The sequence below is a fragment of the Nocardia grenadensis genome (assembly GCF_050942415.1).
GTDB classification, from domain to species: domain Bacteria; phylum Actinomycetota; class Actinomycetes; order Mycobacteriales; family Mycobacteriaceae; genus Nocardia; species Nocardia grenadensis.
Window position 1 is genome coordinate 4,344,484 of the sequence record NZ_CP192054.1, and the last position, 16,628, is coordinate 4,361,111.

The 16,628-nt window shown below is 68.6% G+C and carries 14 protein-coding genes; all 14 read right to left on the bottom strand.

Annotation, left to right across the window (positions count from 1 at the left end; translation table 11 throughout):
- Nucleotide 1: 1 nt before the first annotated feature.
- Nucleotides 2-808, bottom strand: coding sequence for a hypothetical protein (locus tag ACQPYS_RS19770; protein WP_063040032.1), 807 nt, complete (start codon nt 806-808; stop codon nt 2-4).
- The gene (locus ACQPYS_RS19775) at nt 805-1,455 is read right to left on the bottom strand and encodes a hypothetical protein (RefSeq protein WP_245664718.1); all 651 of its coding nucleotides are present in this window, start codon (nt 1,453-1,455) and stop codon (nt 805-807) included. Before ACQPYS_RS19775 ends, ACQPYS_RS19770 begins: the two co-directional genes overlap by 4 nt.
- Before the next feature lie 31 nt (nt 1,456-1,486).
- Nucleotides 1,487-1,756, bottom strand: a complete 270-nt coding sequence (locus ACQPYS_RS19780; protein WP_030521531.1) for a hypothetical protein — start codon at nt 1,754-1,756, stop codon at nt 1,487-1,489.
- Between the two features lie 7 nt (nt 1,757-1,763).
- Complete coding sequence (locus ACQPYS_RS19785; RefSeq protein WP_030521532.1) at nt 1,764-2,063, bottom strand: hypothetical protein; 300 nt, start codon at nt 2,061-2,063, stop codon at nt 1,764-1,766.
- Nucleotides 2,064-2,159: 96 nt separating this feature from the next.
- Nucleotides 2,160-2,825 (bottom strand): hypothetical protein, encoded by a 666-nt coding sequence (locus ACQPYS_RS19790; RefSeq protein ID WP_063040037.1) that lies wholly within the window; start codon nt 2,823-2,825, stop codon nt 2,160-2,162.
- Nucleotides 2,826-2,886: 61 nt separating this feature from the next.
- On the bottom strand, nt 2,887-3,756 hold the full coding sequence (locus tag ACQPYS_RS19795; RefSeq protein ID WP_433490430.1) for a MinD/ParA family ATP-binding protein: 870 nt from the start codon (nt 3,754-3,756) through the stop codon (nt 2,887-2,889).
- Nucleotides 3,757-3,770: 14 nt separating this feature from the next.
- Nucleotides 3,771-4,700 (bottom strand): hypothetical protein, encoded by a 930-nt coding sequence (locus ACQPYS_RS19800; protein ID WP_433490431.1) that lies wholly within the window; start codon nt 4,698-4,700, stop codon nt 3,771-3,773.
- Nucleotides 4,701-4,757: 57 nt separating this feature from the next.
- Nucleotides 4,758-6,404, bottom strand: coding sequence for a cutinase family protein (locus ACQPYS_RS19805; protein WP_063040043.1), 1,647 nt, complete (start codon nt 6,402-6,404; stop codon nt 4,758-4,760).
- 436 nt (nt 6,405-6,840) lie between these two features.
- Nucleotides 6,841-9,237, bottom strand: coding sequence for a RelA/SpoT family protein (locus ACQPYS_RS19810; protein WP_433490432.1), 2,397 nt, complete (start codon nt 9,235-9,237; stop codon nt 6,841-6,843).
- A 176-nt stretch (nt 9,238-9,413) separates the two neighbouring features.
- Nucleotides 9,414-10,991, bottom strand: coding sequence for an ABC-F family ATP-binding cassette domain-containing protein (locus ACQPYS_RS19815; protein ID WP_063040051.1), 1,578 nt, complete (start codon nt 10,989-10,991; stop codon nt 9,414-9,416).
- Between the two features lie 262 nt (nt 10,992-11,253).
- Nucleotides 11,254-11,760, bottom strand: coding sequence for an adenine phosphoribosyltransferase (locus tag ACQPYS_RS19820; RefSeq protein WP_433493083.1), 507 nt, complete (start codon nt 11,758-11,760; stop codon nt 11,254-11,256).
- A 96-nt stretch (nt 11,761-11,856) separates the two neighbouring features.
- Nucleotides 11,857-13,542 carry an ABC transporter substrate-binding protein gene (locus ACQPYS_RS19825; RefSeq protein ID WP_431939654.1) on the bottom strand — a complete coding sequence of 562 codons (1,686 nt, stop codon included), beginning with the start codon at nt 13,540-13,542 and terminating at the stop codon, nt 11,857-11,859.
- 18 nt (nt 13,543-13,560) lie between these two features.
- The gene (secF, locus tag ACQPYS_RS19830; RefSeq protein ID WP_431939655.1) at nt 13,561-14,769 is read right to left on the bottom strand and encodes a protein translocase subunit SecF; all 1,209 of its coding nucleotides are present in this window, start codon (nt 14,767-14,769) and stop codon (nt 13,561-13,563) included.
- 2 nt (nt 14,770-14,771) lie between these two features.
- Nucleotides 14,772-16,616, bottom strand: a complete 1,845-nt coding sequence (gene secD, locus ACQPYS_RS19835) for a protein translocase subunit SecD (protein WP_063040054.1) — start codon at nt 16,614-16,616, stop codon at nt 14,772-14,774.
- Nucleotides 16,617-16,628: the final 12 nt, after the last annotated feature.

Genomic DNA, 16,628 nt, shown 5'->3' on the forward strand with positions numbered 1-16,628 from the left:
ATCACCATCGAGTCCACCCCTCGAGCGATTCGACATACTCGGTCTGTGTGTTCGGCGAGGTGGTCGGCTTCAGCCGCCAATCCCCCGCGTCCCACACCATGATCAGTCGCAACGTCACCCACACCGGCTTCGCGTCGAGCGCCGGAGCACGCAGCGCCAACCGCACGATCGCCATATCGTCCGCGTAGTCGTCGATCTTGAACGCGTCGGACGCGACGAGGTACCGGGTCACCGATTCGGGCTGCTGTTCGGGCAGCCGATCCGCTTCCAGGGCCTTGTCGTAGGCCGCGATCTGCTGCGCCGAAACCCGCACCTGCCGTACATAGAGATCACGGTCCGCCGGCCGGGCGTTCAGCCGGTAGGTGATCTGGGCCGCGGCCAGCGCGGCGCCCTGCGGGGTGTGCGAGTACCCCACCGCCAGCCCGTCCTCGATCCGGTTCGGGCCGTCGGAACTCGAGAACGGCACCGACGCCCCGAACACCCGCTGCCAGCCGCGGGGATCGGTGGTGCCCGCCGGCGCGGCGGTCAGCCAATCGGGGTCGGTCGGCTTGCGTTGCGGAGACGGGTTCTGCGGAAGAACCTGCCCCGCCGGGTTGTTGGGGATATCTATACGCCGGTTGAACACATCCACCTCCGGATCGGCGAATCCCTCGCCCACCGTGGCCGGGGGCGGCGGCGCCGAGACGGGTTCGTCGTCGCGGCCCGTCCACATGACGACGCCGACCACCACGATCAGCGCCAGTACCGCCGCGGAGGCGATGACTCCGAAGGAGACGCGGTCACGCTGATAGGTCTCCTTCCCGCTCACGACGGCGCCTCCACTTTCACTATGTCACTGGGTAATTCGGTCACAGGGTCGATCGGTCGCGTGGTCGAATCCGGGTCCGGCAGTCGTAACCTCCAATCCCGGGCGAACCACTCCACCGTCGTGTGGTTCACCGCTCTCGAACTGTCCGAGTACTCGCTGTACACATCCACCGCGGCGCGCTGGTCGCTGTACTCGGTGATCCGGTACCCCAGCAGCCGCGGCGCGTAGACCGGATCCGCCGGACCGCTGATGGACAGCTGCACCCGGTTCACCGCCCATTCGTCCTTCGCCGGGCCCGGAACCACTTCCCGGGCAACAATATTCGACCATTGTCCGTCATCCGCTATCGCCAGGCGCACGGCGTGCACCATGGCGGAGATCCCGGCGCCGGTGGGAGAGTGCTCGAAACCTGTTGCGGCGCCGTTAGTTTGAGCCGTCGGACCCTGATCGCTATGCGGTAACGATACGCCCTGGAACGGCACCCAGCGCACATTCGTCGGGGGCGCCGACAGATCGGGCGGTGCCGCGGCGTCCCCGCCGCCACAGCCCGCGACGCCGGCCAGCAGCAGCGCGGACAGCATCTGGGCAGCCCTGAGGACATACGGCCGGCCGGACCGGCGCGCAGCCGGAATCACGGTCGATTTCATGCGCAGGTCGTTCTCCTCGCCTCGCCCCGGATCATCCGGGCAGGAACGCCAGGGCGATACCGGAGGCGCCGCTGGCCACGATCGCGCCGAGCAGGCTCATGAGCACCCCGTGCGAGGCGTCGTTCATCGCCAGATCGCCCTTGAACGTCAGCCACAGCTTTCCGGCCGAAACGATCATCCACGCCAGACAGCCCATGAGAACGAACCAGAGCAGCCAGTTCAGCAGCTGCATCAACGGTTCCAACACTTCGGCCGGCATCTGCTTGTACGCAAGAACACCGGCCGCCCCGACCAGATCCATTACAACCTCACGTTCCGATGACGGCGTTCATGATGGTGCCGGCACTGGTCGCGACCACGCCGCCGATCATCGCGCCGGCCACCATCTTCGGGGACTCCAGTCCACCGCCGGTCCATTTCTCCCACGCGAACTTGCCGCCCGCGTAGATGATGCCGCAGATCCCGGACAGTAGGACGAACCAGGTGAGGTACCGCACCAGCTGCAGGATCTTCTCCGACCCGGGCGGGGCCTCGGGCGTCGGATTGCCCACCTGGGCCACAACAACGGTGTCGTAGACCTGGTGAACGGCGAGAAGTACGGTGCTCATCGGGTGCCTTTCTCGATAGCTGAGGTGCAACATTCGGTCCGCGCGAGCGCGGGGAGCACGACACGGAATACGTGCTCGACGGCGGCGATCACGGCATCACTCCTCTACGAATCTCGATCGGCCCCGAGTGGGGGCGGCTTCCGATTCCTCCAGCGCGGCACGGGCGGCCGCGACGATTTCCGAACCGAGCTCCCTGATATCCAGAGGGACCTCGTCGAGTGGGTCGATCCGGCGGCGGCGCTGCGGCGCGGTCGCGACACCCGGCGTCCACACCGGTAATTTCTCCGGTTCGACCAGCGTCCACTCCTCGTACCAGGGCACCTGCCAGACCCGGCCGGCCAGTGAGGCGACCACATCGCGGTAGCGCCGGATCTCCGGCGCCATCCGGCCCGGCCGCGCCGCCACCGTGATGAGGCCGAGGACCTGGCTGGGCCCGGCGAATCCCGAATGGTGCTGGCGCAGCAGATCGTGCGCATGGGTCAGTCCGGCGATGGTCTCCCGCGCCACCAGCACCACGAACGGCGATTCCCGCTCGAAGACACCGGGCCAGCGCCGGCCCGAATCCGCGGCAGGGGCCAGCACATGGGCCAGCGAACTGGCGCCCGCGCCGCCGTGGACGCCCAGCAACCACACCAGCGGCGCACGGCCGGCGCCGGGAACAGGACGGTCCCAGACCGCGGCGCGGCGTGATTCCGGCGGCGGTACCACCCCGGCAGTGGTGTTACGTTCGGGTCGGCGTGGAAGATTCATAGCAACAGCCATGATGCCTCCCTCCGAGATGCGGCATATCCGCGGAGCCCGGAGCGCCGGTGCAGGGATCGCATCATGACGCCATCCCGGCGAGTAGTCGCTCGTAGGTCAGCCGCGTCTCGTCGGCGAGTGCGACGTGGCGCACCAGTTCACCGCGTGCCAGGTGCGGGTCGTAGGGCACCTCGACGATATCGCGGACCCAGCCGGCCAGATGCTCGCGCAAATGGTCGGCTACCCGCGAATCGGCGCCACTCTGTTGATGGGAGACCACGATGGTGGTGTCGCCGACAATTCCGCCGCCCATGGGTTCCGACGAGTCGCCGTATTCGTCGTCGAGCCATTCGAGGGTCACCCGCAGGCGGTTGGCCGCGTCGACCCGCGCCGGGATGGTCAGGACCAGCGCCACATCCGCGTCGTCGAGCAAGGGCCGCAGCTGCCGGCTGGCGATCGGGTTGCCGCCGTCGTAGACACCGATGTATCCGGCCTGGTCGACCGCCCGGGCCACGGTGAGATAGCTCGCGCGGCGGCGCAGCGGCGCGGCGTCCCGCCACAGCAGGCCGATACCGGAGGTGGCCCGGGACATACAGTCCTTCAACGGGGCCGGTTCGTCGTCGCCGCGACCGTACAACCACTGTTGCATGCTGATCGGGTGCAGATGCTCGTCGGCGCCACGCAGGGCCAGATCACCCCCGGCCGGCGTGGCGTCCACCGCGATCGTGGCGGTGCCCGCGAGACCGAGTTCGCCCGCCAATCCGAGCGTGGTGGTCGTGGTGCCGGCGCCGCCGCAGCCGCCCACCACCAGGATCGGCCGGGGCTCGCCGGCCGCACGGGTCCGGGCGCCACCCGGCAACTGCACCACCCGCGCCTTCCGGTCCCCGTCCGGCCCGTCCGTCACCTCGGCATCCGGTGCGGTGTCGAGCCAGCGGCTCCAATCCTCTCCCATCGCAGCACTCTCCTCTATCCGGCCGAGATACCCGTGATGAGGGTGCGGCCGTCGATCACCGCGGTGGTGACCGTTTGCCTGCTGTAGGTAGCGGGCTCGCCACCGGGCCGGAACTCGGTGACCTCGACTGTGTACCGGCCATCGGCCACGGTCACGATGCGCACACAGTGCGTGGTGCCAGGGGCGACACTGTCGATACCGGCCTGGATCACCTCTGCGGAGGACACCGGCGCGGCGGGCGCGACCGCGGCACGCGCTTCGGCGCCGGAACGCTGTACGTAGTAGGCGTATTGGAAGCGCAGCACGGCCTCGGGCCCGGAATTCGTGCCGCCCGGTCCCGCACCACGTACCACCTGTGCGGTCTGTTCGGGCGCACACGCCGCCGCGCCGGAATCGGCGCCGGTGCTCCCGGCGGTGAAGCGCAGGCCCGCGCCCCCGTCGGGCGCGGCGCCGGGGCCGGCGGCACCGGGTGTGCCGGGCGCCAGCAGGTACAGCACCACGGCGGCGGCGATACCGAGCAGCACCACCGCGGCGAGGAGCACTCCGGCGGTCCGGCGCCGACGGGCGCCGGGCTCGGCCTCGATATCGCGGAGCCGGGCCGGGGTACGGCCGATACGGGCCGGCTCGGTGAGTTCCTCGTCGTCGGTCCAGGGAAACCGCACCAGGTCCGCTTCGCGGTCGTCGCCGGGCGCGTCCACCCAATCCGACCAGCCCCCGGTGAATTCGGTACGACGACCGGACAGTTCGGCGGGGGCCGGATCGGGCCGGGCGGTCGCACTACCGGCCTCGGCGATGTAGTCGGGGTACCTGGCGGGGCCGTCCTCGGCCCCCGCGACGGCCTCGCCGCCGGGCTCCGGCGCGTGCGGCGACGCATCCGTGTCGCGCGCCCCCTCCGGCTCCAGCGGACCGTACCATCGATCGAGCTTTTTGTAGGACTTCAACATTCCCCCATTCCCGTGGCGCCGGGCGCATGATCTGGCATCATCGATCCCTCTCGGCGATCAGTTCACGGAGAACGAGTCGGTTTCGGTTGTACGGGGTGTGGGAGTGGTGGTCACCGGACCCTCCGGGGCACCATTGTTCACTCCTGTCCCAAATGGGAATTGTCCCGTACCGGAGGGAGCGGGCGCAGGCGACGCGCCGGGATCGGAACCTGAGAATCCGTTCGGCGCGGGAACTCCACTGTCCGGCATGCTTGGGACCTGCGGAATCGCCTTTTCCGCGACGGGCTCGTGGCCGCTGCCGTGTATCGCGGCGAGATCCCGCGCGGCGGCGGCGAACCAGTCGGCGATGAAGCGGGTGGGTGCCTCACCGGTGGCCGAAATGGCCGCATTACCATAGGCCTGGTGCCGCTGGATGGTGTCCCAGTAGCGCACCCAGGTCGTGGTGTCGAGCAGGGCATGATTGTCGGTGATGTTGTCGACGACCGCGTCGAAAGCCTGACTCACCAACCGGATACCGGTGGTGGGCGGCACGAGCTGCGGTACCGCCCCCAGCAGTTTTACTCCCAGCATCATCAGCGCCGCCGGCGGATTCGCCAGGCCGGCAGTGGCCAGTTCGGCGATCGCCGTGGGGTTCAGCACCGTACGGACCACCGTGACCACCGCGTTCAGCCCGATCATGCCCACTTTCAGCAGGGCTCGCATGGCTCCCGGAATATCCAGCGGGGTCCGCGGATCGGCGGCATCGGCCAGCCGTTCGGAGATCGACTTCTTCGGCGAGATGTTCAGCGTCGCCAGCGAGGTGCCCTGGATATCCTCGTTGACCACCTTGGTGGCCGTTTTGATCGAGGTGAACGCCAGGGCCTGGGCGATGGAGGTGAGCGAGGCGATCGGATCGCCACCGCTGAGCTTCATCTGCCCCACCACACCGGCCACGGCCTTCAGGATCGGTGCACCCTCGGGCGCATCGCAGGCGAGATCGCCCGCGGCACAGAAACTCGCCACGCGACCGGTGAGCGCACCGAAATTCTCCGCGGTGTCGCGGTCCGGGGCGATACCGCCGCCGGTGGCCGGCGTCTGGTTCAGTGCCGCGATATGCGCGATCTCGGCGCCCTCGGTACCGGGCGCGGGGTCTGGGTTGGCCTTACCCGGCGCACCGGGGAACAGCGGGGCTCCGGCGTTCCTGGTCGGATCACCGATCAAGGCGACGGCGGCGATCTTGTCGGCGGGCAGGCTGCCCTGCCCCTGGCCGATCTCTTGGGCGAACACCGAGGCCACGTGCGCGCCCTGCGAATATCCGACGATCGCGAAGCGGGTCTCGGGGCAGCGCTGCGCCACCGAGCTCGCCATACTGCGCAGCCGGATCAGGCCGCCCTTCACCGAATCCGAATACGGTGTGGCGCTTCCGCCGTCCACCCCGCCGAAGCTGGATTCGTAGGGCACGTAGGCACGCTCGACCAGCCCCTGATCGGGCGCTGCGGCCATGAGCGGCCGGAAGACGGTGGACAGCATGCCGGTATCGGTCGTGGGCGCGGCATCCGGCGAGGATTCACCGGTGCCCTGGATCCCCAACGCGTACAGTGCCGGACACGAGGTCACCGCGAGTTGGGTCGACGGGCCCGCCGGATTCGGCGGTTGAGCGTACGCGGGAGCGGCGAGTGTGCCCGCTGCCGCCGTCGCCACAGCGACGGTGAATGCGATCAGCATCCCCGAGAATCTTGTGCATCCAGCCATAGCGACCCGCAATCAGTCCTACCGCAGTTACCGAGCGCGACGAAACGCAGTAAACGGTAACAGATTCCGGCTATGACCGCTGAAGCGCCGAAGAGTTTACGCAACCCGCCAGCGCGACCCGTACGTGACGCGGCGCGCCGAAGCCCGAACGTTATATTCTTCCGGCGACCCCAGCGGGGCTGCCAAGACCCCGAAACACGGCCGCAGACACGCCTCTTCCGGCCGGAGCGAAGGGGAAAACCGCAGGAGACACCGGCGGTCACCCCGGACACACGGAACCACCGCCCGGCGCCCGCGCGTCGCCGGCCTCAGGGAAGACCGCGGCGGAGGCACAGGTGTACGAGTCCACGGCGCGGCGGGCGCGCGGGCACCCAGGGAGACCACGGCTACGACGAAGGCGCGGAAACGCTCAAGCGGCGGAGGTGACCCGGTAGACGTCGTAGACACCCTCGACATTACGGACAACATTCAGCAAATGCCCGAGATGCTTCGGATCCCCCATCTCGAAGGTGAATTTGCTGATCGCCACCCGGTCGCCGTGGGTGGCCACCGACGCGGACAGGATATTGACCTTCTCGTCGGCGAGCACCTTGGTGACATCGGAGAGCAGCCGGGTGCGGTCCAGCGCCTCGATCTGGATAGCCACCAGGAATATCGAATGCGGCGACGGCGCCCATTCGACCTCGATGATGCGTTCGGACTGCCCCCGCAGCGAATCGGCGTTGGTGCAGTCGACCCGGTGCACACTCACCGACCCGCCGCGGGTCACGAAACCCATGATCTCGTCACCCGGTACGGGAGTGCAGCATTTGGCCAGCTTCGCGACGGTCCCCTCGGCGCCGGGGATCAGCACGCCGGCATCGCCGGTGAGCCGCTGCCGCGACGGTGTGGTGGACGGCGTGGAACGCTCGGCGAGTTCGTTCTCGACATCACCGATCCCGCCCAGCTGAGCCATCAGCCGCTGCACCACATGGTGCGCGGAGACCTGATGCTCGCCGACCGCGGTGTAGAGCGCGGAGATATCGCTGTAGTGCAGTTCGTGGGCGACGGCGGTCATGGCGTCGACGCTCATCAACCGCTGCAGCGGCAGTCCGACGCGACGGACCTCCTTGTTGATCTGCTCCTTACCGCTCTCCAGGGCCTCTTCGCGACGCTCCTTGGCGAACCACTGCCGGATCTTGGCCTTGGCACGCGGCGAGACGACGAAGGCCTGCCAGTCCCGGCTGGGCCCGGCATTGGGCGCCTTGGAGGTGAAGACCTCGACGACCTCGCCGTTCTCCAGCTGGCGTTCCAGTGCGACCAGCCGTCCGTTGACCCGGGCCCCGATGCACTTGTGCCCGACCTCGGTATGCACCGCGTAGGCGAAATCCACCGGAGTCGATTTCTGCGGCAGCGTGATCACATCACCCTTCGGGGTGAACACGAAGATCTCGGGCGCTTTGAGGTCGAACCGCAGCGATTCCAGGAACTCCGCCGGGTCGGCGGCCTCGCGCTGCCAGTCGAGCAGCTGCCGCATCCAGGCCATATCGTCGACCTCGGCGGCGTCCCCGGAATGGCGGCCCTTGGTCTCCTTGTAGCGCCAGTGCGCGGCGATTCCGAACTCGGCGGTCCGGTGCATATCGTGGGTGCGGATCTGCACCTCGAGCGGCTTACCGTCCGGACCGACCACCGTCGTGTGCAGCGACTGATAGACGCCGTAGCGGGGCTGGGCGATGTAGTCCTTGAACCGCCCGGCCATCGGCTGCCACAGCGAATGCACCACGCCGACGGCGGCGTAGCAGTCGCGCACCTCGTCGCACAGGATCCGGATACCCACCAGGTCGTGGATATCGTCGAAATCCTTCCCCTTCACGATCATCTTCTGGTAGATCGACCAGTAGTGCTTGGGGCGGCCCTCGACGGTGGCGGGGATCCGGGACGCCGCGAGGGTATTGACGATCTCCGCGCGCACCTTCGCGAGATAGGTGTCACGTGACGGCGCCCGGTCGGCGACCAAGCGGACGATCTCGTCGTATTTCTTGGGATGCAGGATCGCGAACGCGAGATCCTCCAGTTCCCATTTGACGGTGGCCATACCCAGCCGGTGCGCCAGCGGCGCGATCACCTCGAGGGTTTCGCGTGCCTTCTTGGCCTGCTTCTCCGGGGGCAGGAACCGCATGGTCCGCATATTGTGCAACCGGTCGGCCACCTTGATCACCAGGACACGCGGGTCGCGCGCCATCGCGATGATCATCTTGCGGATGGTCTCGGCCTCCGCCGCGGCACCCAGGTTCACCTTGTCCAGCTTGGTGACCCCGTCTACGAGATGGGCCACCTCGGAGCCGAAATCCGCGGTCAGCTGTTCGAGTGAGTACCCGGTGTCCTCGACGGTGTCGTGCAGCAGCGCCGCGACCAGGGTGGTGGTGTCCATACCCAGCTCGGCCAGGATGTTCGCGACCGCCAGCGGGTGGGTGATGTACGGGTCACCGGATTTGCGGAACTGGGTCGCGTGCCGCTCGTCGGCCACATCGAACGCCCGCTGCAATTGGGTGAGATTGGCCTTCGGGTACAGTTCGCGGTGCACCGTGGCCAGCGGCTCGAGCACCGGTTTGACCGCCGGGATGCCGCGCTGACCGGTCATCCGCCGGGCCAGCCGGGCGCGCACCCGGCGCGACGCCGAACTGGGGACCGCGCCGGAGGAGCGGGTACCGTCGGCGTCGGGCGCGGCCGTCGGGCGCGAACCGGCGGCAGGGGCAGGGGTGGCGGCACCATTCGACTGCGAACCGGACGCCTGCTCGACATTCGCCTCGCCCAGATTCTGAGTCATGCCACCACCTCTCCGTGCCGCGGCAGATCACCGCAACGTTCCAGACCACCAACCTTAACCCCCACAGCATCGTGGGAAACCCCCGCCGCAACACCATCGACATGGATCGATATCCCCAGCCACCCGGTAGAACGCCCGATCGCACCCCGACGTTCCCCCGGCGGCGCGGTCCGGGCTCATTCCACCAGACCGGCCGGGGTCAGTTCCAATTGCCGAGTGACCCCGATCTCGTCCAGGAACCGCTGATCATGACTCACCACGAGCAGCGCGCCCCGGTACGCGGCGAGCGCTTGGGTGAGATGGCCGAGACTCACCAGGTCGAGATTGTTGGTGGGTTCGTCCAGTATGAGCAGGCCGGGCGCGGGCTCGGCGAGCAGCAGGACGGCCAGCGCGGCCCGCAACCGCTCGCCACCGGACAGGGCGGCGGCGGGCACATCGGCGGCGGCACCACGGAACAGGAAGCGAGCGAGCCGGGCGCGGATTCGCTCCGGTGTGGCGTGCGGGGCGGCAGCCGCGACATTGTCGTAGACGGTCCGCTGCTCATCGAAGATATCGAGACGCTGCGGGAGCAGCCGCCAGGGCACCCGGGGCGGTTCCGCGGTGATCCGCCGCAGCAGCGTGGTCTTTCCCACGCCGTTGCGGCCGGTGATCGCCAGCCGCTCCGGCCCCCGTACCGCGAGGGAGACCACCGGCCCGTTGGCCAGTTCGACCCCGTCGAGGTCGAGGACCTCTTGCCCGGGATACAGGCGGGTACCGGCCAGATCGACGCGTATCTCACGATCGTCGCGCAGCATCTCCTCGGCCTTGTCCAGCCGTTCCTCGGCATCCTCCACCTTCTCCAGGTGGTTGCTGCGCAATTTGCCCGCCGCGACCTGCGCCTGCCTTTTGCGCTGGCCCATGATGATCTTCGGTTCGCGTTTGTTCTCGAACATCTTCTGTCCGTACCGCTGCCGCCGATCCAGTTTTATCCGGGCCTGCACCAGTTCCCGCGACTGCCTGCGCACATCGCTGCGGGCCTCCCGGATCGCCGCCCGCGCGCTCTGCTGTTCCTGTTCGACGGCGCGCTCGTAGTCGCTGTAGTTACCACCGAACAACCGCAAGGCGCCGCCGCGGAGTTCGGCGATGGTGTCCATCCGCTCCAGCAGGTCCCGGTCGTGGCTCACCACCACGATGGTCCCGGTGAACTGTGCGACGACCTCGTAGAGGCGGGCGCGGGCGGCCCGGTCGAGATTGTTGGTGGGTTCGTCGAGCAACAGCACATCGGGTTCGGTCAGCAGTTGCGCGCCGAGGCCGAGCAGTACGGTCTCGCCACCGGACAGTGTGGCCAGGCGGCGGTCCAGCTGCTGTACACCGTCGGCGAGGTAGCCGAGACCGAGCCGGCCGAGCATCGCCACCGCGCGTTCTTCGATATCCCACTGCGCCCCGACGACCTCGAAATCGGCCTCGGCGGCGATACCGGACTCGATGCGATGCAACGCTTCTCGGATCCCCGCAATACCGAGTACCGCGTCGACGCGCCGGCCGGCGGCGAGCCCGAGATCCTGGCGTAGATAGCCCAGCTCCCCGGTTACGGTGATCGACCCGCGAGCGGGCAGCAGATCGCGCGCCACCAGCCGCAGCAGAGTGGATTTCCCGGCGCCGTTGGCTCCCACGAGCCCGATATGGCCCGCGGCGAGCACCGCGTCGAGCCCCTCGAACACCGGAATCCCGTCCGGCCAGGTGAAGGAGAGATCGGAGAGAGAAATATCGGCCATGGCTGCCCCTGGAGGTATCGATACGGAGGCGACGCGCAGAATGCGGGCCGCACGAGCGACTACCTCATGAGAGCAACGGCAGCTCCGATCATCGGGGACAGGACTCGGGCGAGAGTACGCACCGGCCTCCACGAACGCCAGCACATTATGCGCCGAGTCACCTACCGGCCAGGCGGCCAGGCGCCGGCGCGCGCGGGCGACACCGCCGGGATACAGGGGCGAACCGCCCGATCCCGGAGCAACAGCGGACCGGCCGGGGCGGCTATACGGTGACGATCGATGTAACCGGGTACTCGCCCTGCCGGTCCCGGCCGCCCAGCGCCTCGATTTCCAGCACGACCGCGGCAGCCACCACCTCGGCCCCGGCATCGGCGAACAGATCGGCGGCCGCGGCCAGCGTGCCACCGGTCGCCAGAACATCGTCGAGCAGCAGCACGCGACGACCCTCCAGCGCAACGCCGGTGGCCGGAATCTCCAGCGCCGCCGTACCGTATTCGAGTTCGTACTCCCGCGTGATCACCGGCGGTGGAAGTTTGCCGCGCTTACGGACGGCGAGCACACCGGTTCCCAGCGTGGTGGCGACTCCGGCGCCGAGCAGGAAGCCCCGGGCATCGACCCCGGCCACCAGGTCCACATCGGGCACCAGCGCGGCCAGACAGTCGACCACCGTGCGGAACCCCTCGGGATCGGCGAACACCGGTGTCAGATCGGCGAATCGGACCCCCGGCTCCGGGAAGTCGTGGGCCCAGCGGGTGTATCTGCGCACCATCGCGGCGGCCTGACCGGATCGTTCGGCCACCGCGTCCGCGGGTTCGACCGCCGCATGCTTGCTCACTGACACCTCCACCATCGGCTACCGCGCAGCTCAGCGCTGCAGGACCCACTGGTCCATATTCCAGCCGGATCCGGCCCGGGTGGGCCCCGCGACGGCATTCTGCAGGCCACCGCCGAAGGCGATGGTGCGCGGGGTCGCGAACAACGGAACGCTCGGCAGCTGTGCCCACAGCAGATTCTCCGCCTCGGTGAGCAGATTCAGCTGATCTGTCGAGTTGTCGTCGGCCGCAAGCTGATCCGTGATCGCATCGTAGCGTCCGCTGCGGAACTGACCCGCATTGAGTCCGCTGCCGCTGCGCAGACCGCTTACCGCGGCGATACCGTCGAGCGAACCGGCCGGACCCGGCAGCCCGCCGGGGCCGCCGAGAATCGCGTCCACCGCACCGCCGGCCAGCTGCGCGGTGCCGAAGTCCGGGGTGCCGGCGTCCTCCACGGTGATCCCGGCCGCCCGGCAGGAGTCGGCGATCATCGATACGGTGCGCGCGCGGCGGGCATCCGGGGCCAGATAGCCGACGCGGACGGTGAGCTGCTTCTTCCCGGACTCGGCGAGCGCCGACTCGGCCCCGGCCACATCACCACCGGCGAACGGATCGGCGGCGCCGGTCACCGCGGGGTAGAACGGCGAATCCGGCTGTACCGTCCGCGAATCCGCGAGACCCGAGCCCAGCCCGGTCTCCGGCGCCTCCGCCACCCGGCCGAGCTGGTCGAACAGCGCCTGGCGGGGCACGCACAGCGCGAACGCGCGCCGGGCGGCATCGGATTCGAAAACCCCGCCGGTGCCGAGCACCAACTGCTCGACCCCGCGGCTGGGCTGCTGTTCGACGGCGAACGCGTCCAGGTTCAGGTCCGGCAGCGAACCCGTGCCGATATCGACCACCGAAACCGAACCGTCCTCGATATGGGCGGCGAGATCGGCCGGTTTCGGGTACACCACGATCCGGCCGGTAGCGGGCGCGTCGCCCCACCAGCGTTCGTTGGCCACCAGGACCAGCCCGTCGTCGAGATCGAACGATTCGATCCGGTACGGCCCGGAGGACGGGAACGCGGTGATATCCAGATCACCGGGCGCCATATTCCACCCGGTGTTCCAGAACTGGGCCAGCCGGTCCAGTGCGGGCCGGTCATCGTTCTGGACGGCGGCGACGATATCGGGCACATTCGCCGCCTGGGTCGCCACATGCGCGGGCATCAGTTCACCGGCACCGAACAGGGTGCGCCAGGGCGAGTAGCGACGGCCCGGCCGGAACACGACGGTCCCGTCCTTGGACCCGGACTGGCATTCCACCCGCTCGATATCCGCGTAGCCGGCCGTGCTCGCCGAATCGAACCCGGGGAACCGGCCGCTGCGCGCGGCCCAGGTGAACACCAGGTCGTCGCATGAGGTGGGGACCCCGTCGGAGTAGACTCCCGCCGGGTTCAGCCGGTACTGGATGGTCTGCGCCTCCCCCGGCACCTCCTTGGCCGTACCCGTATCGGTGTCGGCGATCGGCTGCCCGTCGGGACCGGTGTAGAAGAACCCGGTGAGCACCCGGCCGAACACCGCCTGGGCCGCGGCCGCACCGGTTGCCGTCCCGCCGTTGTAGCTGGTGACGGTGGTGTCGACGGCGTAGCCGATCGACGGCACCTTGTCCTTGCCGGAACATCCGGCCGCCAGTCCGGCCGCCGCGGCCGTGGCCGCGAGCAGCGCGATCGTCCGGCGCAGAGATGAGTGTCGCATCGAACTACTCCTCGTCTGTCAGTGCCGCCTCTGTCGTTTTCCGGTGGGGCGGGCGCCGGGCGGAGGCCCGCCGGGCCCGGTCCTGCGTGAGTTGCGCTGCTCCGGGTCGTCGGGTGCGCCCACGGGGCGCCGGCCCGGCGCCGCCAGGGGCCGGTCGGCACCGGGGACGGGCCGGCCGCTCGCCTGCGCGGCACGGCGCGCGTGCACCTTCTTCGTATGCGCTGCCACCGGGCCCCAGCGTTCCTTGATGGATACCAGCAGCGGAGTCGCGAAGAAGATGGACGAGTAGGCGCCGACCACGGTGCCGACGAGCTGCACCAGTGCCAGGTCCTGCAGTGTGCCGACCCCCAGCATCCACACTGCGATCACCATCAGCCCGATAATGGGCAGCGCGCCGATGAGCGTGGTGTTGATAGAGCGCATCAGGGTCTGGTTGACGGCCAGATTCGCCTGCTCCCCGTAGGTACGCCGGCTCGTGTGCAGCACCCCGCGGGTGTTCTCCTCGACCTTGTCGAACACGACGACCGAGTCGTAGAGCGAGAAACCGAGGATGGTGAGCATGCCGATCACCATCGCGGGGGTGACCTCGAAGCCGACCAGTGAATACACCCCGGCCGTGACCAGGAGGTCGAAGACCAGGGCGGCCAGCGCCGCCAGGGCCATATCGCGTTCGTAGCGGATAGCGATGTAGACGCTGACCAGTACCAGGAACACCACCAACGCGATCAGTGCCTGCCTGGTGATCTGACCGCCCCAGGTCTCGCTCACATCGGAGGCGCTGATGGCGTTACGGCTCGGGTTGCCGGTGTCGTCGCGTGGCTGGAACTGGTCGAACAGTGCGGTCTGCAGGGCGCCGAGCTGCTGGGCGTCCAGCGTCTCCGAACGGATCAGGATGGTCTTGCCGTCGCCGGTGCCGACGGTCTGCACCGATTCGGGTGCCGAACCGATGGTGTCGCTGTAGACCGTCTCCACCTGCTCGGTGGTCACCTCACCGGCCGGCAACTGGATACGGGAGCCACCGACGAAGTCGATACCGAAGGTGAAACCGCGTACCGCCATGCTGAGCAGGCAGACCAGCACGATTCCGGCGGTGATCAGGTACCAGCGGCGGCGGTTGCCGACCACGTCGAGTACACCTGTGCCGGTGTACAGGCGGTTCAACCAGCTGTGCCGGGCGCCGGAGGGGCGCGGCGCGGCGGGTTTGTCCATCGTCACGGGGCTGTTCATCGTCACGCCTTCCCGACCGCGGCCTCGGCCGCCTTGCGTTCCCGGGCGAGCTCCTGCATCGCGCCGAGGCCGTTCACCGACGGTTTGGCCCAGTAGCTCGACCGGGACGCCAGGTGGACGAGCGGGGCCGTGACCAGGACCACGACCACCACATCGAGGATGGTGGTCAAACCGAGCGTGAACGCGAAGCCGCGCACCTGGCCGACCGCGAGGACGTACAGCACGGCGGCGGCGATGAAGCTGACGGCGTTACCGGACAGAATCGTCTTGCGGGCGCGCTGCCAGCCACGCGGTACCGCCGATCGGAAACTTCGTCCCTCGCGCATTTCGTCCTTGATCCGCTCGAAGAACACGACGAACGAGTCGGCGGTCATACCGATACCGATGATCAGACCGGCGATACCGGCCAAGTCGAGGGTGAACCCGATCCAGCGGCCGAGCAGGACCATGATGCCGTACACCGCGAAACCGGATCCGACCAGCGACAACGCGGTGAGGAACCCGAGCATGCGGTAATAGACCAGACAGTAGACGAGTACCGCGATCAGACCGACCGCCCCGGCGATCAGGCCCGCTTTCAGCGAGGACAGCCCGAGGGTCGCCGAGACCGTCTCGGCCTCGGAAGTCTGGAATGACAGCGGCAGCGAACCGTACTTGAGCGTATTCGCCAGTTCCTTGGCGCTGGCGGCGTTGAAGTCACCGGAGATCGAGGTGCGCCCGCCCAGCTGGGGGCCCTGCTGAACCACCGGTGCGCTGACCACCTCCGAATCGAGGACGAAGGCGACCCGCTGCTGCACGTACTCACCGGTGAGCGAGGCCCAGGCATCGCTTCCGCTGCCCTTGAACTCCAGGTTGACCTCATGCCGCGCCTGCTCGGTGTTCAGACCCGAGGTCGCGTTGGCGATCTCCTGTCCGTCGATCCGGCTCTTGTCGAGCAGGAACACCTCTTTACCGTCGGTGGAGCAGGTGACCAGCGGCAGGTTCGGATCATCGTTACCCGCGAGCGGATCGGAGGCGGTGCAGTCCATCGACGCCATGGCGAGCTGCTGGGTGGTGGGATCGGTGCTCTGCCGGATGGCCTTGGCCATCTCGATCTCCCGCTGCGCCTGCTCCTGTGGGGTCAGCGTCCCTTCGGCGGGCGTGGCCGGCGGGGCATTCGGATCCTGTGGAGCGGGGGCCGGGCCGGTTTCGGTGGGCGCCGGGGATTCGCCGGGCGCCTGGGCCGGATGGACGGCGGTCTCGCTTTCCGGCAGGGGCGCGGCGGCGGGCGTCTCCTCGACCGGTGCGCCCGCGCCGGTATCGGGGGTCGCGCCGTCCTGGGCGCCGGCATCGGGCGCGGTGCCCGCATCGGGGGTTGTGCCCTCGGTACCGCTCCCGGGTGCCGTGCCCGGCTCACCGGCCGGGGCGGGAGCCGCGGGCTCCGGAGCCGGGGTGGTGCCGCCCGGGGCGGGCTGCTGAGCGGTCGGCGCCGGGTTGTATTTCAGGACCGGCCGGATGTACAGCTTGGCGGTGCTGGCCAGGGTGCGGGCCTGCTGGCTGTCCTCTCCCGGGACGGTGATCACCAGGTTGTCCCCGTCGATCACGACCTCGGAACCGGAGACGCCGAGACCGTTGACCCGGTTCTCGATGATCTCCTGTGCCTTGGCGAGACTGTCCTTGCTGGGCCGGTTCCCGTCGGGCGTTCGCGCGGTCAGGGTGACCCGGGTACCACCCTGTAGGTCGATGCCGAGTTTGGGTGTCGGTGATTTGTCACCGGTGAAGAACACCAGCGCGTAGATCGCGGCCACCAGCACGCCGAACAAGGCGAGCCAGCGGAATTGGTGCGCCGATCCCTGGGACGGTGGCACAGGTCGTCATCT

Bases quoted from the DNA above. Each gene is read 5' to 3' on its own strand.
- ACQPYS_RS19775 (WP_245664718.1), bottom strand. From the start codon at position 1,455: ATGAAATCGACCGTGATTCCGGCTGCGCGCCGGTCCGGCCGGCCGTAT.
- ACQPYS_RS19780 (WP_030521531.1), bottom strand. From the start codon at position 1,756: ATGGATCTGGTCGGGGCGGCCGGTGTTCTTGCGTACAAGCAGATGCCG.
- ACQPYS_RS19785 (WP_030521532.1), bottom strand. From the start codon at position 2,063: ATGAGCACCGTACTTCTCGCCGTTCACCAGGTCTACGACACCGTTGTT.
- ACQPYS_RS19790 (WP_063040037.1), bottom strand. From the start codon at position 2,825: ATGGCTGTTGCTATGAATCTTCCACGCCGACCCGAACGTAACACCACT.
- ACQPYS_RS19795 (WP_433490430.1), bottom strand. From the start codon at position 3,756: ATGGGAGAGGATTGGAGCCGCTGGCTCGACACCGCACCGGATGCCGAG.
- ACQPYS_RS19800 (WP_433490431.1), bottom strand. From the start codon at position 4,700: ATGTTGAAGTCCTACAAAAAGCTCGATCGATGGTACGGTCCGCTGGAG.
- ACQPYS_RS19805 (WP_063040043.1), bottom strand. From the start codon at position 6,404: ATGCTGATCGCATTCACCGTCGCTGTGGCGACGGCGGCAGCGGGCACA.
- ACQPYS_RS19810 (WP_433490432.1), bottom strand. From the start codon at position 9,237: ATGACTCAGAATCTGGGCGAGGCGAATGTCGAGCAGGCGTCCGGTTCG.
- ACQPYS_RS19815 (WP_063040051.1), bottom strand. From the start codon at position 10,991: ATGGCCGATATTTCTCTCTCCGATCTCTCCTTCACCTGGCCGGACGGG.
- ACQPYS_RS19820 (WP_433493083.1), bottom strand. From the start codon at position 11,760: ATGGTGCGCAGATACACCCGCTGGGCCCACGACTTCCCGGAGCCGGGG.
- ACQPYS_RS19825 (WP_431939654.1), bottom strand. From the start codon at position 13,542: ATGCGACACTCATCTCTGCGCCGGACGATCGCGCTGCTCGCGGCCACG.
- secF (WP_431939655.1), bottom strand. From the start codon at position 14,769: ATGAACAGCCCCGTGACGATGGACAAACCCGCCGCGCCGCGCCCCTCC.